The following is a 17136-nucleotide window of genomic DNA, read 5'->3' as shown; positions in this document are numbered from 1 at the left end:
CAAGGGCTCAGATACAATTTCGAAATCAATGTTCAAAAGAATCAATGAGTCACTTGTTGTATCTGAATGGTCGTGACAACCATCCCAACAAGTGCCCACACATCTGTCTTCATCAAGTTTTTAAACAGCTTTTGAGTCGCCGGGACACAAAAAAACGACCAGGGGTGCCCTGACCGAGGAGCGCATTATACGCATCAACCTCGCCCCTGCAAGACCTTTAGCTGAAAAATTACCTGCTTTTCCACAGAGCCGTTAGGAGTGCATAAATTGCAGTAACCGGTTGTACAAACTTCATACAACTTCACCGCTTAAACCTTGCCCGGTTTCAATCTTGAATTCGCCTTTAGCGCACGTCTGAAACGCCATGCCAGCAGCAGGCCAAACACCAGAAGGTAGGCCAGTGCCTCGCCGATATCAGATCGCGCCTGCCACAGGAGATGGATACAGGCGATAATCGCGGCAACATAGATCTGCCTGTGCAGTTTGATCCAGCGCTGCCCCAGCCTGCGCCGCATGCCGCGGGTCGAGGTGATTGCCAGCGGCAGCATAATGCACCAGGCAGCAAACCCGGCAGACACGTAGGGGCGCTCAACCAGTTCCTGCAGCAGCGCCGCACCGGCCCAGCCCGTATAGAATTGCAAAAAGAGCGTAAAGTGTATCGTGGCATAAAAGAAGGCGTACAAGCCCAACATACGGCGCAGCTTTATCACCCAGGGCTTTCCCGTCCAGACCCGCAGGGGAGACATTAACAAGGTCATGGCCAATATGCGCAGGGACCACTCGCCAGTGGAATGCATCAGTGCTTCACCCGGGTCAGGCCCCAGCCCCCCATAGACGGCTCCGTAGAGCAACCAGGCAAAAGGCAAGGCACAAAGGACAAAAACACTGGCTCGAACCGGGCGCTCCATACTCAGTAATCGCGTGACAAATCCATCCCTTTATAAAGTTCAGCAACTTGCTCCTCGTAGCCGTTGAATAACCGCGTTGGAATGCGATTAGGCCTAAACAACGTTGACGGCAAGCGCCTCTCGGTCGCCTGGCTCCAGCGAGGATGGTTCACCTGCGGATTTACGTTCGCATAAAAACCGTATTCGCTGGGCTGCATCATCTCCCAGGTCGTCTGCGGCTGCCGCTCCAGAACATGAATGCGCACAATAGATTTAATACTCTTGAAGCCATATTTCCAGGGAACAACCAGTCGGACCGGAGCACCATTCTGGTTAGGCAGCGTCTTACCATAGAGGCCAACCGCCATAAGCGTCAGTGGATGCATGGCTTCATCCATACGCAGGCCCTCGCGGTAAGGCCAGTCTATCGTGCTGGTAAAAGATCGCGTGCCACGCATTTCACTCGGCTTATACAGGGTCTCAAACGCGACAAATCGGGCCTTCCCGGTCGGCTCAAAACGCTTGAGCAAGTCTCCCAGCGAAAATCCGACCCAAGGCACAACCATCGACCACGCCTCAACACAGCGCAAGCGGTACACGCGTTCCTCAAGTTCAAAACCTGTTAGAAGGTCTTCCAGATGTAACTTGCCCGGTTTACTGACCGCACCAGTCACCTCGATAGACCAGGGGTCGACCGTCATGTTGTGAGCGTAGCGTTCCGGATCTCCCTTGTCGGTACCGAACTCATAAAAATTGCAGTAGGCGGTGACATCATCGAAAGGTGTCTGCTTCTCCGCGGTGTAAAACCCTTGCGAGTTGTCTGTCGCTTGACTGTACTCAAGCTCCGCGCCTCCGGTCGGCGCACCATGCGCTGTGGCCGATAAACTACCCATCAGCGAGGTCGACGCCGTCAAACCGGCAGCACGCATGAACTGCCGCCGATTGAGATAAGCACCCTCGCTGGTGATTTCAGAAGATGGTATCGGTGGTACGAAGTAACGCTTGGCCATTAAGACCTGCTCCTTGTTTCCCGGACTCGCCATTGCTTGGAACGCTGAAACGGATATTTGTTCCTGTGAAAACCCAATCGACGCGAAGGGTATCAGTCGCTTTTCGGCCCGCGCAACCCGAAGACCTGTGCAGCCGGCCCGGAAAGCGCATACACCAGGAAGCCAGCCAAAAAAATACTTGGCGGGTCCAGAGTAATCAACCCAAAAATCAACACCATCGCTATCATCGCAACAAAAGGCACCCGCGCGCGCAGATCGATGTCCTTGAAACTATAATAACGAAAGTTCGCGATCATCAGGAAACCTACGATAGCCGTGAGCACACCCACTAACACCGACACTTCGAAAGGCACCGTCTGGCCTACCCAATCGAGATCGTGACACACCCAGACGGTACTAGCGATGATGCCCGCCGCGGCCGGACTCGCCAGCCCAGTGAAGTAGTTTTTGTCTGCGGCATCTATCTGCGTGTTGAACCTTGCCAAGCGCAAAGCCGCACAGGCGACATAAATAAACGCTGCGCTCCAGCCAAACTTACCTAGATTGCCAAGCCCCCAACTGAACACAACCAGCGCTGGCGCGACGCCAAAAGAGACCATATCTGCCAGGCTGTCATACTCTTCGCCAAACTTACTCGTCGTATTGGTCATACGCGCAATTCGACCATCCAGTCCGTCGAGCACCATGGCAAAGAAAATAGCAACCGCCGCATTCTCATAGTCACCGCGCATGGCGGCAATGATGGAATAAAACCCCGCAAACAATGCCGCGGTGGTAAACAGGTTGGGCAGTATATAGATTCCCCGCTGGCGCACCGTGTGACCGTCTTCGGAAATTTCTTCCTCGTGCTCATCTACAGGCAGATCCAGGCGCGGAGGAACCGCTGCCGTCGTCTGGCTGTGCTTACCAGCCTGCGCCTCGGCCGTTGCTGTATCGGGTTCATCTTGCTCTTCTTGCATGAGCGCTGTGCCTCTCGTCAGGGTGCCCTATAGTATCAAATCGCACGGGGATAGGTCTGCTCGGCCACGTCCCACAGTGATTTCACCGGGGGGCTGGCAAGGCGCTGACCCAGGCTGCACAGGCCGACCGTCAGGGGACCGAGGTCTCGCGGCGCGGCGATCACGCTGATACTGTCTGCCATACCACTGGCCTCAATCACTAGCCGCGGTGCAATACCCACACCAAGACCCAGACTTACCATTGCGACAATCGCCTCGTGCCCGGCCACCTGCGCATAAATGCGCGGTCTCACCCCGCGGTTGTTAAACCAGGTATCGAGCATGTCCTTGGTCACCCCTCGCTCGGGCACAATAAAAGGCACCAGCTTCCAGTCGAAATCGGCGCGTGAGACATCCACTGTTTGCACCATCTCGCGCACTGCGCAATCTGCAGAGGGCGCGCAGAAAACCAGCGGTGACTCCAGCAACGGTAAAAAACGCAAACGCTGGGGCAACTGTGACGGCCTGCCGCTAACCGCAATATCATCCCTCCCTTCCAACACCCGGGCGATGCCGTCTGCCTGATCACCTGTGTGCATATTAATCTCTACTGCCGGGTGCGTTGCTCTGAATGTCTCGAGTATCGGTGCCAGCACGCTGTAGGTCGCAGTTACAGAGCAATACAGGCTCACCTCTCCGGCCAGCTCCTCGTCACTGCCGAGTTTTCGCCTGAGGCGCTGCCACTCGTCCAGCGAATGACGCGCATACGTCCTGAACTCCTGGCCTGCACCGGTCAGCCTCACCCGACGATTGTCGCGCTCCAGCAAAGACTGGCCCAGCTCCTCTTCGAGGCGCTGTATCGTTCGACTCACAGCCGATACGCTCATATGCAGCAATTCACTACTGCGGCTGAAATTGAGTGTTTCTGCCACAGACAGAAAGACTGACAGGGCTCTGGTATCCAAAAAATCCAACCTATGTTGCGTTAAGTGCAATACAGTATTACCTATATAGCGTTTTACGCAAGTTTGAATTTGCCGTACATTGGCCGCCGAATTCAATGCGCGAGGACCACGATCATGGGACAAAATTACTTCAACCGACTGCCACTGCGACTGCAGCTGGAAGAGCTGGGCAAGTGCCGCTTTATGCACCGCACCGAATTTGCTGACGGCGTCGATATCCTGCGTGGCAAAAAACTGGTGATTGTGGGCTGTGGAGCGCAAGGGCTGAATCAGGGACTAAACCTGCGCGACAGCGGCCTGGATGTATCCTATGCCCTGCGTGATGCCGCGATCACTGAAAAGCGCCAATCCTGGAAGAACGCTACCGAAAACGGTTTTACCGTTGGCACTTATGAAGCCCTCATCCCAACTGCCGATGTCGTGCTCAACCTGACACCGGATAAGCAGCACACCAGCGTGGTCAATGCCATTATGCCGTTGATGAAGAAAGAGGCGTGTCTGGACTACGCTCATGGCTTCAACCTCGTCGAGGAGGGTATGAAAATCCGCGAGGACCTGACCGTTGTAATGATGTGTCCGAAATGTCCGGGTACCGAAGTTCGCGAGGAATACAAGCGCGGTTTCGGCGTACCCACACTCATCGCGGTGCACCGTGAGAACGATCCCAAAGGTGAAGGCCTGGAAATCGCTAAAGCACTGGCCTCTGGCACCGGCGGCGATCGCGCCGGCGTACTGGAGTCTTCTCCCATTGCCGAGGTGAAGTCAGATCTGATGGGCGAGCAAACCATCTTGTGCGGCATGCTGCAAACTGGCGCCATCCTCTGTTTCGACAAGATGGTTGAGAACGACATCGATCCGGGATACGCATCCAAGCTTATCCAGTATGGCTGGGAAACCGTCACAGAGGGCTTGAAGCATGGCGGCATCACCAACATGATGGACCGTCTGTCGAACCCCGCCAAGATCCGTGCCTATCACCTGTCGGAAGAACTCAAAGACATAATGCGTGCCCTGTACGAAAAGCACCAGGACGACATTATGTCTGGCCACTTCAGTCAGACGATGATGGAAGACTGGGCCAATGACGATGCCAACCTGCTCGGCTGGCGCGCGGCTACCCAGGACACAGCATTTGAAAAAACCGACAATACCACGGCGGATATCGCCGAACAGGAATATTACGACCATGGCATTCTACTAGTCGCTATGTGCAAAGCTGGTGTGGAGCTCGCCTTCGAAGTGATGGTGGAAGCGGGCATCAAGGACGAGTCGGCCTATTACGAATCACTCCATGAAACGCCACTCATCGCCAATACCATTGCCCGCAAGAAGCTCTACGAGATGAACGTCGTTATCTCCGATACGGCTGAATACGGATGCTACCTGTTCGACCATGCCTGCCGCCCGCTGCTGGCCGACTTCATGAGTAAGATCGATACAGACGTAATCGGTAAAGGCATGGCTGTAGGCACCGGCGTCGACAATGTCGAGCTGATTGCAGTCAATGATGCTATCCGCAATCACCCGGTAGAAGTCATCGGCAGGGAGCTGCGAGGCTATATGACAGCAATGAAGCGAATTGTCTGATTGATGCCACGGTTAGGAAAAAAGGGGCCAAAGGCCCCTTTTTTCTTGCGCCGCAATCACCTAGCGCGGATTACAGCGAAAGCACCTTCTCACCGCGAGAAATGCCCGCAACGCCAGAGCGCACGACTTCCAACACGTCGCCGTCTGGCATGGCCGCAACAAAAGCATCCAGCTTGTCACTGGGGCCCGTCAGCTGGATGGTATAAATAGAGGGCCCGACATCAACGATCTGGCCCCGGAATACATCCGTGGTGCGCTTAATCTCTTCTCGGGCCACACCCGCCGCCCGCACCTTGATCAACATGAGGTCCCGTTCGACATGAGCGCCTTCAGTCAGGTCAGCGAGCTTGACGACGTCGACAAGCTTATTGAGCTGCTTGGTCAACTGCTCTATTCGCAAATCGTCACCCGCCGTTGTCAGGGTGAGCCGCGACAGTGTGGGATCGTTCGTGGGCGCCACGTTCAAGGTCTCAATGTTGTAACCACGCTGGGAGAAAAGACCAACGACACGAGACAGCGCTCCGGGCTCATTTTCCATCAGCATAGAAATAATCCGTCGCATGTCAGGTCCTCTCGTTCTTGCTAAGCCACATATCCTTCATCGAACCGTTCGGCGCAACGTGCATTGGATACACATGCTCCTTCGGGTCAATAAATATATCGAGGAACACCAGTTTATCCTTCATGGCAAACGCTTCATCCATGGCGGCATCGAGGTCGGCCATTGCGGTTACCTGCATACCCACGTGGCCATAGGACTCTGCCAGCTTTACAAAGTCGGGCAGGGAATCTTCATAGGTACTCATGGCATAGCGGCCCTCATACTGCATGTCCTGCCACTGCTTAACCATGCCCAGATAGTTATTACGCAGGTTAATGATCTTCACGCCCAGGTTGTACTGGGTACAGGTGGATAACTCCTGAATATTCATCTGGATGCTGCCCTCACCGGTCACGCAGGCGACATTGGCATCCGGAAATGCCAGCTTTGCGCCCATGGCAGCAGGAAGTCCAAACCCCATCGTGCCCAGCCCGCCGGAATTGATCCAGCGACGCGGCTTGTCAAAGGGGTAGTACTGCGCCGCAAACATCTGGTGCTGCCCAACATCAGAGGTGACGTAGGCATCACCGTTGGTTGCACGAAACAGGCTCTCGATCACCTGCTGGGGCATAATCGCATCGCTGTCTCCATAGCGGCGTCCATGAAACAAGCCATGCGCATTACGCCATTCATCAATTTGCTGCCACCACTTGCCCAGTGCTGACTGATCCGGCAGGTCGGCGTCTTTCTCCTGCAGCGCTTCTACCTGGGCGATGAGCTCCGTTAATACAGACTGAACCGGGCCCACAATGGGAATATCGGCCATCACAATCTTGGAAATAGAAGCAGGATCCACATCGATATGAATTATCTTGGCACCGGGGCAGAACTTCTCCACCGTGTTGGTCACGCGGTCATCAAAGCGCGCGCCCACGGCAAGAATACAGTCGCTGTAGTGCATGGCCATGTTGGCTTCGTAAAAACCGTGCATCCCGAGCATGCCAAGAAACTGCGGATCGGTCCCCGGAAACGCGCCAAGTCCCATCAGGGTATTAGTCACCGGGAAGTTGAGGTGCCTCGCCAGCCGCGTCAACAGCTCGCTGCTCTCCCCCAATATAACGCCACCGCCGCTGTAAATAATCGGCCGCTTCGCGGCGAGCAGGAGTCGTGCCGCTTTCTTCACCTGCCCGGTATGGCCGCGCTGTGCAGGCGAGTACGAGCGCATCTTGACCGACTTGGGATACTCGTACTCGAATTTCTCATCGGGCCGGGTCAGGTCTTTGGGAATGTCGATGACCACAGGGCCCGGCCGACCGCTGACCGCGATGTGAAACGCTTTCTTGATAATCCCGGGCAGATCCTCCGTGCGCCTTACCATGAAGCTATGCTTCACGATGGGACGGGATATACCGATCATGTCCGTCTCCTGAAAGGCGTCTTCACCAATCAGATGGCTCTGCACCTGCCCGGATAAAACCACCATGGGCGTTGAGTCCATATAAGCTGTGGCAATCCCGGTGATCGCGTTGGTTGCTCCTGGTCCGGATGTTACCAACACCACGCCCGGCTTCCCCGTTGCGCGCGTATAACCATCCGCCGCGTGGGTAGCCGCCTGCTCGTGTCGCACGAGCACATGGGGCACCTTACAATCCTTGAACAGCGCATCGTAAATATGCAGAACCGCGCCACCGGGATAGCCGAAGATATACTCGACGCCTTCGTCTTCCAGAGCGCGAGCGATCATTTCACCGCCAGATAACAACTCCACCATCATTCTCCAAATCAAAACGTCCAGCGCGTAACCCTCGCCGGCACATTCCAAAACAGTGTGTGGGTATTGCTATAGAACTACCCGGAACGGGTATTTCCCAAGCTACACCACCCCATTTCAAGCTCGATACACCGCCCGGAATCACCCAATCTAGGATTACGATCACGAACAGCCCGTGTATCGGTCGCCCTGCGGGGTAGCGCAGTGTCTGGCCCTCAATCCGGCCGATGCGGCACGAATTGAATACGGGACTTCCAAACAGCTGCGTCAAATAATCGGATTAACGCAGTAAGCCAGCGGCCGAGGGTACTCGACATTAGCCGTTGCCATTTGCAAGACGCCCCTATTCTCGGGGTTGCAGGTAGTGAAAGTCAACCAATCTCTAAGGGAAGGAGTCTGGTACATAATCACATGTTATCGCATTGCCTACGAGGGCAATCTGGAGTAATTTTCCCGCTATAACAATAGGTTGGAGAAACATGCCAGTGAAAAACTCTATCCTTCACAGCGTCGCTGTCACCACCGCATTGATAGTACTCCCGGTCTGCGCTGATCAGTCCCTGTATCGCTGGACGGACGAAAACGGAAATCAGGTCACCAGCGACCGTCCACCATCCACCCAAATTGAATATGAAGTTATTTCTATCCAGTCGAACATCGTTAGGGCATCCGATAATCAGGGCGGGGTAGAAACAGAACGAGACGGCGCAGACGCTAATAACGAAGCTGACGTACCGCCGGCACCTCCGAGCGGAACAGAGGTCGAGCAGAAGAAGGACGCGGAGTATTGTCAACTCGCCCGCGATAATCTCGTCCGCCTTAACACTCAGGCTAGAATACGCTTACGCGACCCATCCGGAGAAATTCGCTTTCTAAACGACGAAGAGAAAATCTCGCAGCGCAAGATTGCCGAAGACACTATCAAAGACCATTGCCCCTGAACACACAGCACCGCCGCCCGGGCACGCAATGGTCTGATAAATTGGCCCAATAATCCTTTAGCAAAATTTGAGCAGGGCTGAAGTCTTGCTCGCTCTGCATCAAGAGTGCATTTAGAGTAATCGCGACAGACGTTCCTATTACAATAAGGGCTACCGCTTATCGAGCTCTACAACAGAAATTACTTCTCCAGATGCGGTGACATTAAATCGATACGGCGCTCCGTAGTATCGACCAACCAGTATAAACACCCCTTCATCGGAACGATTAGTCAAACGGTACTTTTTTATCACCACCCCCGGCTTTGCTTCTTTCGCCGCCTCTATCACCGAGCTAGGGACCTTCTCAATATCGAAGCTATACCAATCCGCTTGAGATGGTGACCGCGAGGGGCCGATGCCCGATACGTTTTCAGGGGATTGCGCTCCTGCACCCGCTGCCATTGTAACTACCAAAAAGTAAAAAAATGTTCTCACGCAACTCATGTCTTACCTCACTATTCCCAGGAGTCTTCATTTGAGTCTGCAACACTGTCGTTATTGTTTCGGTCCCAGAACTTTTGCCCCAAGTTATTTAGCTCAAGATAACCGTCGTCCGCCTGAGATGCCGTTGGACTAGCCCTCAATGTATACGCATCGGGCGTTAATGCAGTAATCGACAAGGTGTATTTCGGATCGTCGCTGTCAATCGGGGATACGGCAGGAAATGTCACGCCAGCGACCGCGTTTGCGTAAGTGAATTTCACTCCATACTCTTTCTCCATAGCTTGTGAGAACGCGAGCAGATCAGACTGGGCAGCGGACCTATTCGATTTTCGTACTGAGTCCTGGTACGCGGGCAATGCCACGCTGATCAATATCGCAACGATAGCCACAACAATCATGAGCTCAATGAGGGTAAATCCATCATCATGATTTCTCACATTTTTCACTCTACTGATCCTGTTTCCAAAACGTCTTTATGATGCTGCCCGAAGACAATGTATCGATGGGGGGCTTCTCTGCACCGGTGAATAAATCGCAGCCCGCGCCAGTGCAAATGATTACTGGTTCATCGATGATGGAAGGTGTCTTCAACTCATACGCCCTGTCCTCCTTCGAAAAGCCCTCAATATCATCCCAGTCGTTCACCGGTGTAGCGTCAAGCACATTCACCTGATAGACAAAAGAGGTTCCTACCTTTGGTGAGCATGAAGTGGCTGCGTTACTAGGCATATATGTTGTGAAAGTGACGGTATCGCGAAATGTCAGCGGCGTAGACAGGACCTTCTCGCCATCGCCGGGAAGGTCAAAATACCACCCCGCAGCCACATCCAGCGCTGTCGTCGCAGCATTTCTAGCGTCCGTATCACCCTCTACGATCAAATTTTCGGTAGTGTCATACAGATCGCTTTCGGTCAATTTTACATAAGCAGCTGGCGGGCCAAAAACCGCTCCCTGAAAGAGCATGTACATGCGATCATTTTGCGCGGTGCCCAGAGGAGACGGCCGCTTCCCTGTTCCAATAGAAATCGCCAGGTTACGGCTTCCATCACGCTCTACGAGGGCGACATCTGGTGAATGATAAAACATTCTGTTACTGCTTTGATCGACGTCTCCACTCTCTGCAACGTCTAAGATAACGCCACCTGTTACTAGCTCGGCAGGGGTCTTATTCAGTGCTATGTCGAAGCGCCATACTTGACCACCTGTATCGCCTACAATGATGATGTCATCGATACCGTCGTTATCCATGTCCGCCACAGCGAGCGTTGCTGGTATCGAGTAGTCCATGTCCGCGAACTCTTTCGTAAAGTTAGCAGATGGCCCTCCCGACCATATCAGCGCGCCAGTCTCAGCATCGACAATAAAAATGGCTCTTCCTTCGGAATCAGGTAGGTTTACGAAGTACGAATCCTTATCCGGATCATAGCCACCGCCAAAGAAAAGAACATCTCTCGGATTGTCCTCCCCATCCAGCTTTACGCGACCTTTTATCGGACGAGACCACGTCTGACCCAGTTCCTCAAAACCTGAGTCACTATTGTCGATATGCCACATGTAACGTGGATTTTCTCGAGATGTTACATCAAGCGCATATAGACTCCTGCCACCCCTGCGCATTCCCGAGTAAAGTCTTACAAAATCGTCACCCCCAACAGTAATTCCATCGCTGCCAGCGTCATTAGTCCAAGCAGTAATACTGCCATCCATCCCGTAGATGTGATTGCGTCCTGAGCTATTCGCTCTTCTTGCCACCTGGGATGGCAAAAGTTCCTTCGGCATGAACATGAAGTGTTCGCTACCGTTATCTGCATCGATGCCGTGAATGCCGCCGGCATTAGTCCCCATAAATATTGAAACGTCCTCACTTGGATCATCAGCATCAGGTGAACTATATGTGATGGCTACAGGCTTGGAATGCAGAGGATCGCCCATAATGTATCGGTTCTCGGTTTCCACGCTATCGCCATCTTCATCATCAACATCCTTTCCACGTATCCACAGGATCTGTTCGTCACGATTGTCATCGCTTACAGAAAGGTCTGTCGCCGTGAGTGCTGTATTTGCAACATCTAAGGCGTTGCCGTCAGCAGAGAGCACACTGCTATCGCCAAGATAGGTATATACTTTCCTCGAGCTCCATAGACCAATCTGAGCACCTGCCCCCCCCTCATCTACATTGGCCCCATCTGCCTCGGCGCTCCAAATAGATCTCGAATCAGCTTTAAAGAAACCCGTAGTGTCACTAACCACTGATACATTATCATCGACACCCAGAAGGACGTTTCGCTCACCATTAACCTCACCGAGACGATACTTCTTTAGGTTACCTGGCCAACTTGGCACAGAATCAGGCCTAAACACCGCAAAATAGACATCATTCAGATTGGTCAACCTGTTGAACTGATTGATCGCTGCCACAGGCGCGACGAATGAAGAATTCGTCTCAAGCACATATTCCAAGATCGATTCGATCTCCGTTATAAGTTCCGCCGTGTCGCTTGCTTCCTTATATTCGCCACCACCATCCGCCGCAATATCTTTTAACCAATCAGAGCTAAAGTTAAAACCGATCGTGTGGGTGATAATCGTTTGTTTTCCCTCAAGCAGTGACATGTCCTCGTCATGCATTAGCTCAGCCAGTTCCAGAACACAAGCCTGAGAGTCACTATCATCCGCATCCTCACCAGTGCTTTGACAGTTACCGATACCGGGGATCGCCTTGATAAAGCTCTCTGAGTGTGGGTTGTTCGCGATGCCGTCTGTGAGCATGATGATATGACTCTCGGCCTGGCAGTAGTTCTCGATTGGGGATTGATATTCAGGGTTACCTTTGAGGTACTCCCCCTTTGGCTTGCCATAACCGTTAGAATCATTACAGTCACCGTCACTGGAGTCTGGTCCTGGACATCCATAGGGCAACTCTCTGCCCCCCCAGGTATCTGATTTTATTGCACCCTCGACCGAGGTCCGCGCATAAGTAAATGGACCAGATGAAGCATTGCTGTAGTTCATTTCCTCGCCGTTTGCTTCATGCCCACCCCTGAATTTACCCCACACAACATCACCGCCGATGTAGTACTGATAGGCTTCATAAAAGGTGTCCTGGACCGGTGTGTAGCCACGAGCATCAAGCGAGTTAACCGCTGAGATCATCTCTTCCCGCACCGTGTTGGCGCCTTGTGTACCATCATCCACATAGCTAATGATCAGTTGGGCTGACCGAAGCTGATCATATTTTTCGTGTGCCCAAAACGTGCGGTTGCCCGACGTACTGCTGACCCTGAGTAACATACTGTTTCCCGCATTCCAGCCCGCATTGAGAGCGGCGTTTACAAGGCCCTTGATATCTGGCGATTGGTACGAGGCATCGGTATCCCAACTGTCAGAAATAGTCCACCCAACGCTCCCAAAGAAGTCAACACCACTTACGCCCGTCTCTCCAGTAAGCGTTGAGGAATTACCTGCTTCTTCAATCGATATCGAAAGGTTAGCAGCACTTGACGTATCAGCCGCGGAATAGACCCGCAGATACGCCGACTTCACCTGCGCGTTAACTGGAATATCCAGATCTGTAAAGCGGAACAAACCATACTTGGTCGCATTAATCTGAATCGTGTTTCCCCCGGTCGCTACAGCAGTGCCGGCACCAGACGTTTGACCATCGTCCTGATCAGCAACCACGCGTTTACGGAACGTTATGGCTCGGCAAGACCCGCCGGGGACCAGTGTTGCTCTATCGTAGGAAACAAGCAGTTTCGGGGCGCTGCCTGTCGCGCTATCGAATGAGTGCGCAATCCTTGATTCACCGTCTCCCGAAACCATAAAAGCCATTGGGTCTCCACCGCACCAATTCGAACGCTTTACGTGTGAATTTACAATGCTTGTTACATCGACTTGCACCGTGTCGCCAGGCGTCCAATCATCATCTTCATCCCAATCGATGCCAGCAGAGTATGACCGCCCGGAGACATTGGCCGATGTCGCTTCATAGAGCGCCGGAGAGTCGTTGTCCTCAATGCTCACTGTCAACTCAGCCGGCGAAAGATTTGCCACTAGCGGCTCAAAGACCAGCTTTGCACTCGTTACTGTAACGTTCAGGGGAATATCTACTGAGCCAAAGCGCATGCCTGAAACGTGTGGCTCAATCTCCTCCTCACCGGTTGTGTAACGAATGGTGAGTTTGGCGCTCTTTGAGGCATCGCCCTCAACGCTGTAGAGACGGCGCTTGTCGCTTCCGGCACAATCCGGGCAGTCAATAACAAGTACAATATCATCGATGTAGCCCTCATCTCCTTCCCAGTCGTTATCATCGATGAGTGATTGAACCAAGTCTTTTAAATCGGGTGACGTGAGCCGCTCGCCATTGGCCGGGAGTCCGCCACCGGCACTTTCCATCGTCCAGAAAGCTGTCGGACTACCTGCACCGACTCGCCCCGATATGTCCTCATCTTCCTCTTCAAAGTCCCATGCCGGCGGAAAATCGCCGCGTATCCGTGCGATGAGCTGGTCATTTTTCGCGCCCTTAAAATTGGACATTTCTAGGTACGCACTGAGGATCGTCGCGCCGGGCGGTATATCCAGGCCGTTAAATCTCAGACCAAAATTCTTATAGTTACTCCCGCGCAACTCGAGCGGTCGCCAATTGCCATTGTTTCGCTCCGCCGAAAATTCGACCTCGCCATCGTTATACTCAATCGCGTCCTCATAGGGCTCGTCTACGGTGCTGGTGATAGTGAATTCATCGCTCCCCGCTCCACCACCGGCAACACCACCCATCAACAGTTCATTCCCGTCGACCAAGACAACTCCGGTTGCTGCATCTTCAACAGCATCAGAGTCACCTGCATCAACATCCGAAGTCGTAGAAACAATTCCGCTGCCTTGATCTGTCGCTTTATCTATATACGTGACCGGGTAAATAACGGGGCCGCCGGGGTTAGAGAAGCGCATCAGCCCGACATTAACATTGTTAAGCGACCCTAAAATTTCAAACATGGCATCTTTCACCCGGGAAAGACGCGTCTGTCCAGTGCCATCTTTATTGTCCATCGAACCAGATGTATCGATGATAAACAGCACGTTCGTCGCTGCGCCGCCGCCATTCAAATCGCCAAAGAATATTTCAGTATCATCTGCCCACAGTGGTGTCGCGACCAGAATGGCCGCGGCGAGCGGCGCCATGAAACTTACAGCTTTCTTCCGTATTCGAGACATTACTTTAAACATTGCCATACCCTCTGCAGCTCACTGAGCTCGTGGCGCCTCAACATAAACACCTTGCGTATGAACGTTCGAGATCATCGAGTTTGCAATGGTGCTAGTCGCTTCAACTTCGTAGTAGTAGGTGTCGATACCAGCTGAACCCTTTCTGACCGAGTATCCCATCGTGGCCGTGTTTCCAATGTATTCGGTCATACTCGATGCGGCAGCCGTCACGATTCGATCATCAGAGTCATATCCTGTCAGGGCATGAGTGCCTGTCGGCCAATCCGGATTAGCTTCGTTGACGATTTTTGCTCGCAAGGCGGCTCCAAGATTGCCAAAGTCATTGGAAGCCTCGGATACAGCGCCCTCCGCCATTTGAAACGTAATGGCCTTCTGCTCGGCCGCGGTCGCCATTTGTGCTTCGAGACTGCTTGTTTCCATAACGGCGAATGTGACCAGCGTGATCAAAAGTAACATAATCAATGCGACGACCATCACGACGCCATCCTCGCGAAAGGGTTTTGTATCGCACGGCAGGGAACCGTTATATCTCATAGTCTGTATTCCTCAAAGTGGCCGTTGTTGTGAAGACTTTGCGCAATACGCGGCCGCCTGAGTGGGCCCCGTCGCCTGAGGCACTTACGACCGTGTTCAGCAGTTCATATGGCTCCGAGTCAATATCATTTCTAAGGCTATCGAAGCCCTGAATAAGAAATGCAACACGCATGGTAGAGACTTCATTCCAATCTATGTTTACATCTGACGCTGGCACATAACGCATCTGGTTTCCAACCTTTTGTCCGAACTCGAATTTAATATATTCGACCCCTTCAACCATCTCCTCAGCCACGCCGTTTGAGGAACGATAAAGGGCATATACATCCTGCTCGAATTGATCTCGACCTGTGTCGGCGACATACCAGGACACTGATTCGTAGCGCATTAATTCAGATGGATCACCGTATCGATAGCCAGGCTCCACTGATGAGGCAATATTACCGGGTGATTTAAACTCCAGTGTTATATCGTCCTCTTCGCTGTTACACACGATAGCGTTTGTTACTTTAACAAGGTGCGCTGAGAGGCAACTGGAAACAATAATCAAGTCGTTCTGTTTAATCTCACAGCCAGGGTTACTTGTGAGCGTTGCCTCGTCATCATTGGCGTTTATGTCTGCAGCCAGTATGTTTTTACCGAGTGATGTAGCCATTTGAATATTGACCATGTCAGAGCCGCGACGACCATTAGTCGCCCCAATGGCGAGAGCTACGGGCACGTCAGGAGACCATGCCCCGTCAGACGCAGCGCGTGAAAAGCCTCGTACACCCTCAAATGTGACCCCAGTTGCAATGAGATCCACTATCCCACCAACGGAATTGCATCCGCTGTAGTGTGCTTTGCGAATATCCTGAGAGATCAGGTCAATGGCTAGCCGCCCGTTATTCTGGATATTTGCGAGTGAAGCTTCAGCCGTACTTGATGATTTTGTCGCAATGAATACGCTTACAACCCCCAGCATCAGAAACGCTCCAATTCCTAAAGCTATGAGAAGCTCAATCAAGGACAGGCCTGCTGAACGCGGAAGTTTCCTGCGACGATTAATCACTGATAATTGTCCGCAACTGTACGGAGTTTTCTATCGTTGCTCCGCGCTCAGCATTTCCATCGGCGTCCACGTCCCAGTCTCTCTGCTTCCAAAATACAGTGACGATGTACTCGTCGGTTCCTGCAGTTTGAGTTACCGTTGCTCTTGCACCGGGTAGGGTTGGTTTATAGCCATCCTGGTCCTCAAGATTCCAAAAATGCCTACTCCATTCATAAACATCTTGAGAAGCGATATCTGCAGCGGAGCATCCGCTGTCTAAAATCATGCACGTTTTTTTTTCCGGTACGTCCTCTTTCTCATCGAGTGTCAACGCTGAGTAAGAACCGGATTGTCTGCCGGGTTTGTTGCTCCGCATCCTGTCAAGCATGTCTGTAGCCAGCACAGTCGCCTGACTTCTCATGTAGGCGCCCTGGCTGTTCTGAAAGCTCATTAATTGCATTGAAGCAACCCCAAGAAGACCAGTCGCGATAATGATCATGGCAATCAGGACCTCAAGTAAGGTAAAACCGGATTGCTTCGTTGATGATAAATCTGAGGGCATTGTCATGCTCCCGGGCATGACACGTTATTGCCCGCTCCACCGTCAGTATTGACCGCCCCGTCCCCATCTTCATCCAAACCAAGTCTAGGCTGACCCGATTTATTGAGAATCACAGCGGCTGCCTGTGCGGACCCTCTCTTATCACAAATTTGGAATGTGCCTCTGCCAGAGGCAACCCCTTGCGGACTAAAGCCAACTCGTGAAGCGTTGTCGAAATTGACTGCCCGTACCGTAATGCCGACTGGCGCGCCATCACCGATTCTTACAAGAGGCTCATTGGCATCTCTCACACCATCCCCCGCTGTTCCACCACCCGAACCATTATCAAGAAACACAATCCAGCCAGCCTCCCATTCGTTAGCATCGCTGCACGTGCTGGCATCATCACTCGCGCAGACGACCGTATCTGCAGACTTTGCAGCGGCCTCTCCACGCGCCTTCCGGAGCATGTTGAATGTATCTTCCAGTGCGGATTGACGCTTGCTTTGCAAAACTGTGTTATTAAATGACGGCGCAGCAATCATGGCCAAAACAGCCACCATTACCGTTACCACCATCAACTCTATGAGAGTGTAGCCCTCTTGTGTGCGGCAGCTATGCCTAATTGATAACACAGGACGCTCTCAACAATGGCAACAATTTAGATTGCTGGCACAGACCA

The 17136-nt window shown here is 52.6% G+C and carries 15 protein-coding genes; 2 read left to right on the top strand and 13 right to left on the bottom strand.

All coding sequences use genetic code 11. The features are described 5' to 3' along the window. Positions 1–308: 308 nt before the first annotated feature. The 4 genes from EYC82_RS17605 to ilvY all read right to left on the bottom strand — a co-directional run bounded on the left by EYC82_RS17605 (position 309) and on the right by ilvY (position 3800). The gene (locus tag EYC82_RS17605) at positions 309–908 is read right to left on the bottom strand and encodes a protein-methionine-sulfoxide reductase heme-binding subunit MsrQ (RefSeq protein WP_279250941.1); all 600 of its coding nucleotides are present in this window, start codon (positions 906–908) and stop codon (positions 309–311) included. Between the two features lie 2 nt (positions 909–910). After that, on the bottom strand, positions 911–1897 hold the full coding sequence (msrP, locus tag EYC82_RS17600; protein WP_279250940.1) for a protein-methionine-sulfoxide reductase catalytic subunit MsrP: 987 nt from the start codon (positions 1895–1897) through the stop codon (positions 911–913). Positions 1898–1989: 92 nt separating this feature from the next. Continuing rightward, on the bottom strand, positions 1990–2856 hold the full coding sequence (gene pssA, locus EYC82_RS17595) for a CDP-diacylglycerol--serine O-phosphatidyltransferase (protein WP_279250939.1): 867 nt from the start codon (positions 2854–2856) through the stop codon (positions 1990–1992). Positions 2857–2891: 35 nt separating this feature from the next. Continuing rightward, positions 2892–3800 (bottom strand): HTH-type transcriptional activator IlvY, encoded by a 909-nt coding sequence (gene ilvY / locus EYC82_RS17590; RefSeq protein WP_279250938.1) that lies wholly within the window; start codon positions 3798–3800, stop codon positions 2892–2894. A 114-nt stretch (positions 3801–3914) separates the two neighbouring features. Here ilvY and ilvC point away from each other — a divergent pair, with 114 nt between their 5' ends. Then, positions 3915–5387: a ketol-acid reductoisomerase gene (ilvC, locus tag EYC82_RS17585; protein ID WP_279250937.1), complete on the top strand. Its 1473-nt coding sequence runs from the start codon at positions 3915–3917 to the stop codon at positions 5385–5387. A gap of 70 nt (positions 5388–5457) precedes the next feature. Here ilvC and ilvN read toward each other — a convergent pair whose 3' ends face one another. Beyond that, the gene (gene ilvN, locus EYC82_RS17580) at positions 5458–5949 is read right to left on the bottom strand and encodes an acetolactate synthase small subunit (RefSeq protein ID WP_279250936.1); all 492 of its coding nucleotides are present in this window, start codon (positions 5947–5949) and stop codon (positions 5458–5460) included. 1 nt (position 5950) lies between these two features. Continuing rightward, positions 5951–7696, bottom strand: a complete 1746-nt coding sequence (locus EYC82_RS17575) for an acetolactate synthase 3 large subunit (protein ID WP_279250935.1) — start codon at positions 7694–7696, stop codon at positions 5951–5953. Between the two features lie 488 nt (positions 7697–8184). Here EYC82_RS17575 and EYC82_RS17570 point away from each other — a divergent pair, with 488 nt between their 5' ends. Next, positions 8185–8640, top strand: a complete 456-nt coding sequence (locus EYC82_RS17570) for a DUF4124 domain-containing protein (protein WP_279250934.1) — start codon at positions 8185–8187, stop codon at positions 8638–8640. A gap of 150 nt (positions 8641–8790) precedes the next feature. Here EYC82_RS17570 and EYC82_RS17565 read toward each other — a convergent pair whose 3' ends face one another. The 7 genes from EYC82_RS17565 to EYC82_RS17535 form a co-directional block, all read right to left on the bottom strand. Further along, positions 8791–9081, bottom strand: a complete 291-nt coding sequence (locus tag EYC82_RS17565; protein WP_279250933.1) for a hypothetical protein — start codon at positions 9079–9081, stop codon at positions 8791–8793. 53 nt (positions 9082–9134) lie between these two features. Beyond that, positions 9135–9569, bottom strand: a complete 435-nt coding sequence (locus tag EYC82_RS17560; protein WP_279250932.1) for a type IV pilin protein — start codon at positions 9567–9569, stop codon at positions 9135–9137. A gap of 1 nt (position 9570) precedes the next feature. Then, positions 9571–14304, bottom strand: coding sequence for a PilC/PilY family type IV pilus protein (locus EYC82_RS17555; RefSeq protein ID WP_279250931.1), 4734 nt, complete (start codon positions 14302–14304; stop codon positions 9571–9573). Positions 14305–14367: 63 nt separating this feature from the next. Continuing rightward, positions 14368–14883 (bottom strand): pilus assembly PilX family protein, encoded by a 516-nt coding sequence (locus EYC82_RS17550; RefSeq protein WP_279250930.1) that lies wholly within the window; start codon positions 14881–14883, stop codon positions 14368–14370. Continuing rightward, positions 14873–15934, bottom strand: coding sequence for a PilW family protein (locus EYC82_RS17545; RefSeq protein WP_279250929.1), 1062 nt, complete (start codon positions 15932–15934; stop codon positions 14873–14875). The genes EYC82_RS17550 and EYC82_RS17545 overlap by 11 nt, the downstream gene beginning before the upstream one ends. Continuing rightward, on the bottom strand, positions 15927–16475 hold the full coding sequence (gene pilV / locus EYC82_RS17540; RefSeq protein WP_279250928.1) for a type IV pilus modification protein PilV: 549 nt from the start codon (positions 16473–16475) through the stop codon (positions 15927–15929). The genes EYC82_RS17545 and pilV overlap by 8 nt, the downstream gene beginning before the upstream one ends. Before the next feature lie 2 nt (positions 16476–16477). Next, on the bottom strand, positions 16478–17089 hold the full coding sequence (locus EYC82_RS17535) for a GspH/FimT family pseudopilin (RefSeq protein ID WP_279250927.1): 612 nt from the start codon (positions 17087–17089) through the stop codon (positions 16478–16480). Between the last annotated feature and the right edge of the window lie 47 nt (positions 17090–17136).

It is taken from the genome of Candidatus Marimicrobium litorale, assembly GCF_026262645.1.
Lineage (GTDB): Bacteria > Pseudomonadota > Gammaproteobacteria > Pseudomonadales > Halieaceae > Marimicrobium > Marimicrobium litorale.
This window is presented reverse-complemented; position numbering and strand designations above follow the sequence as displayed.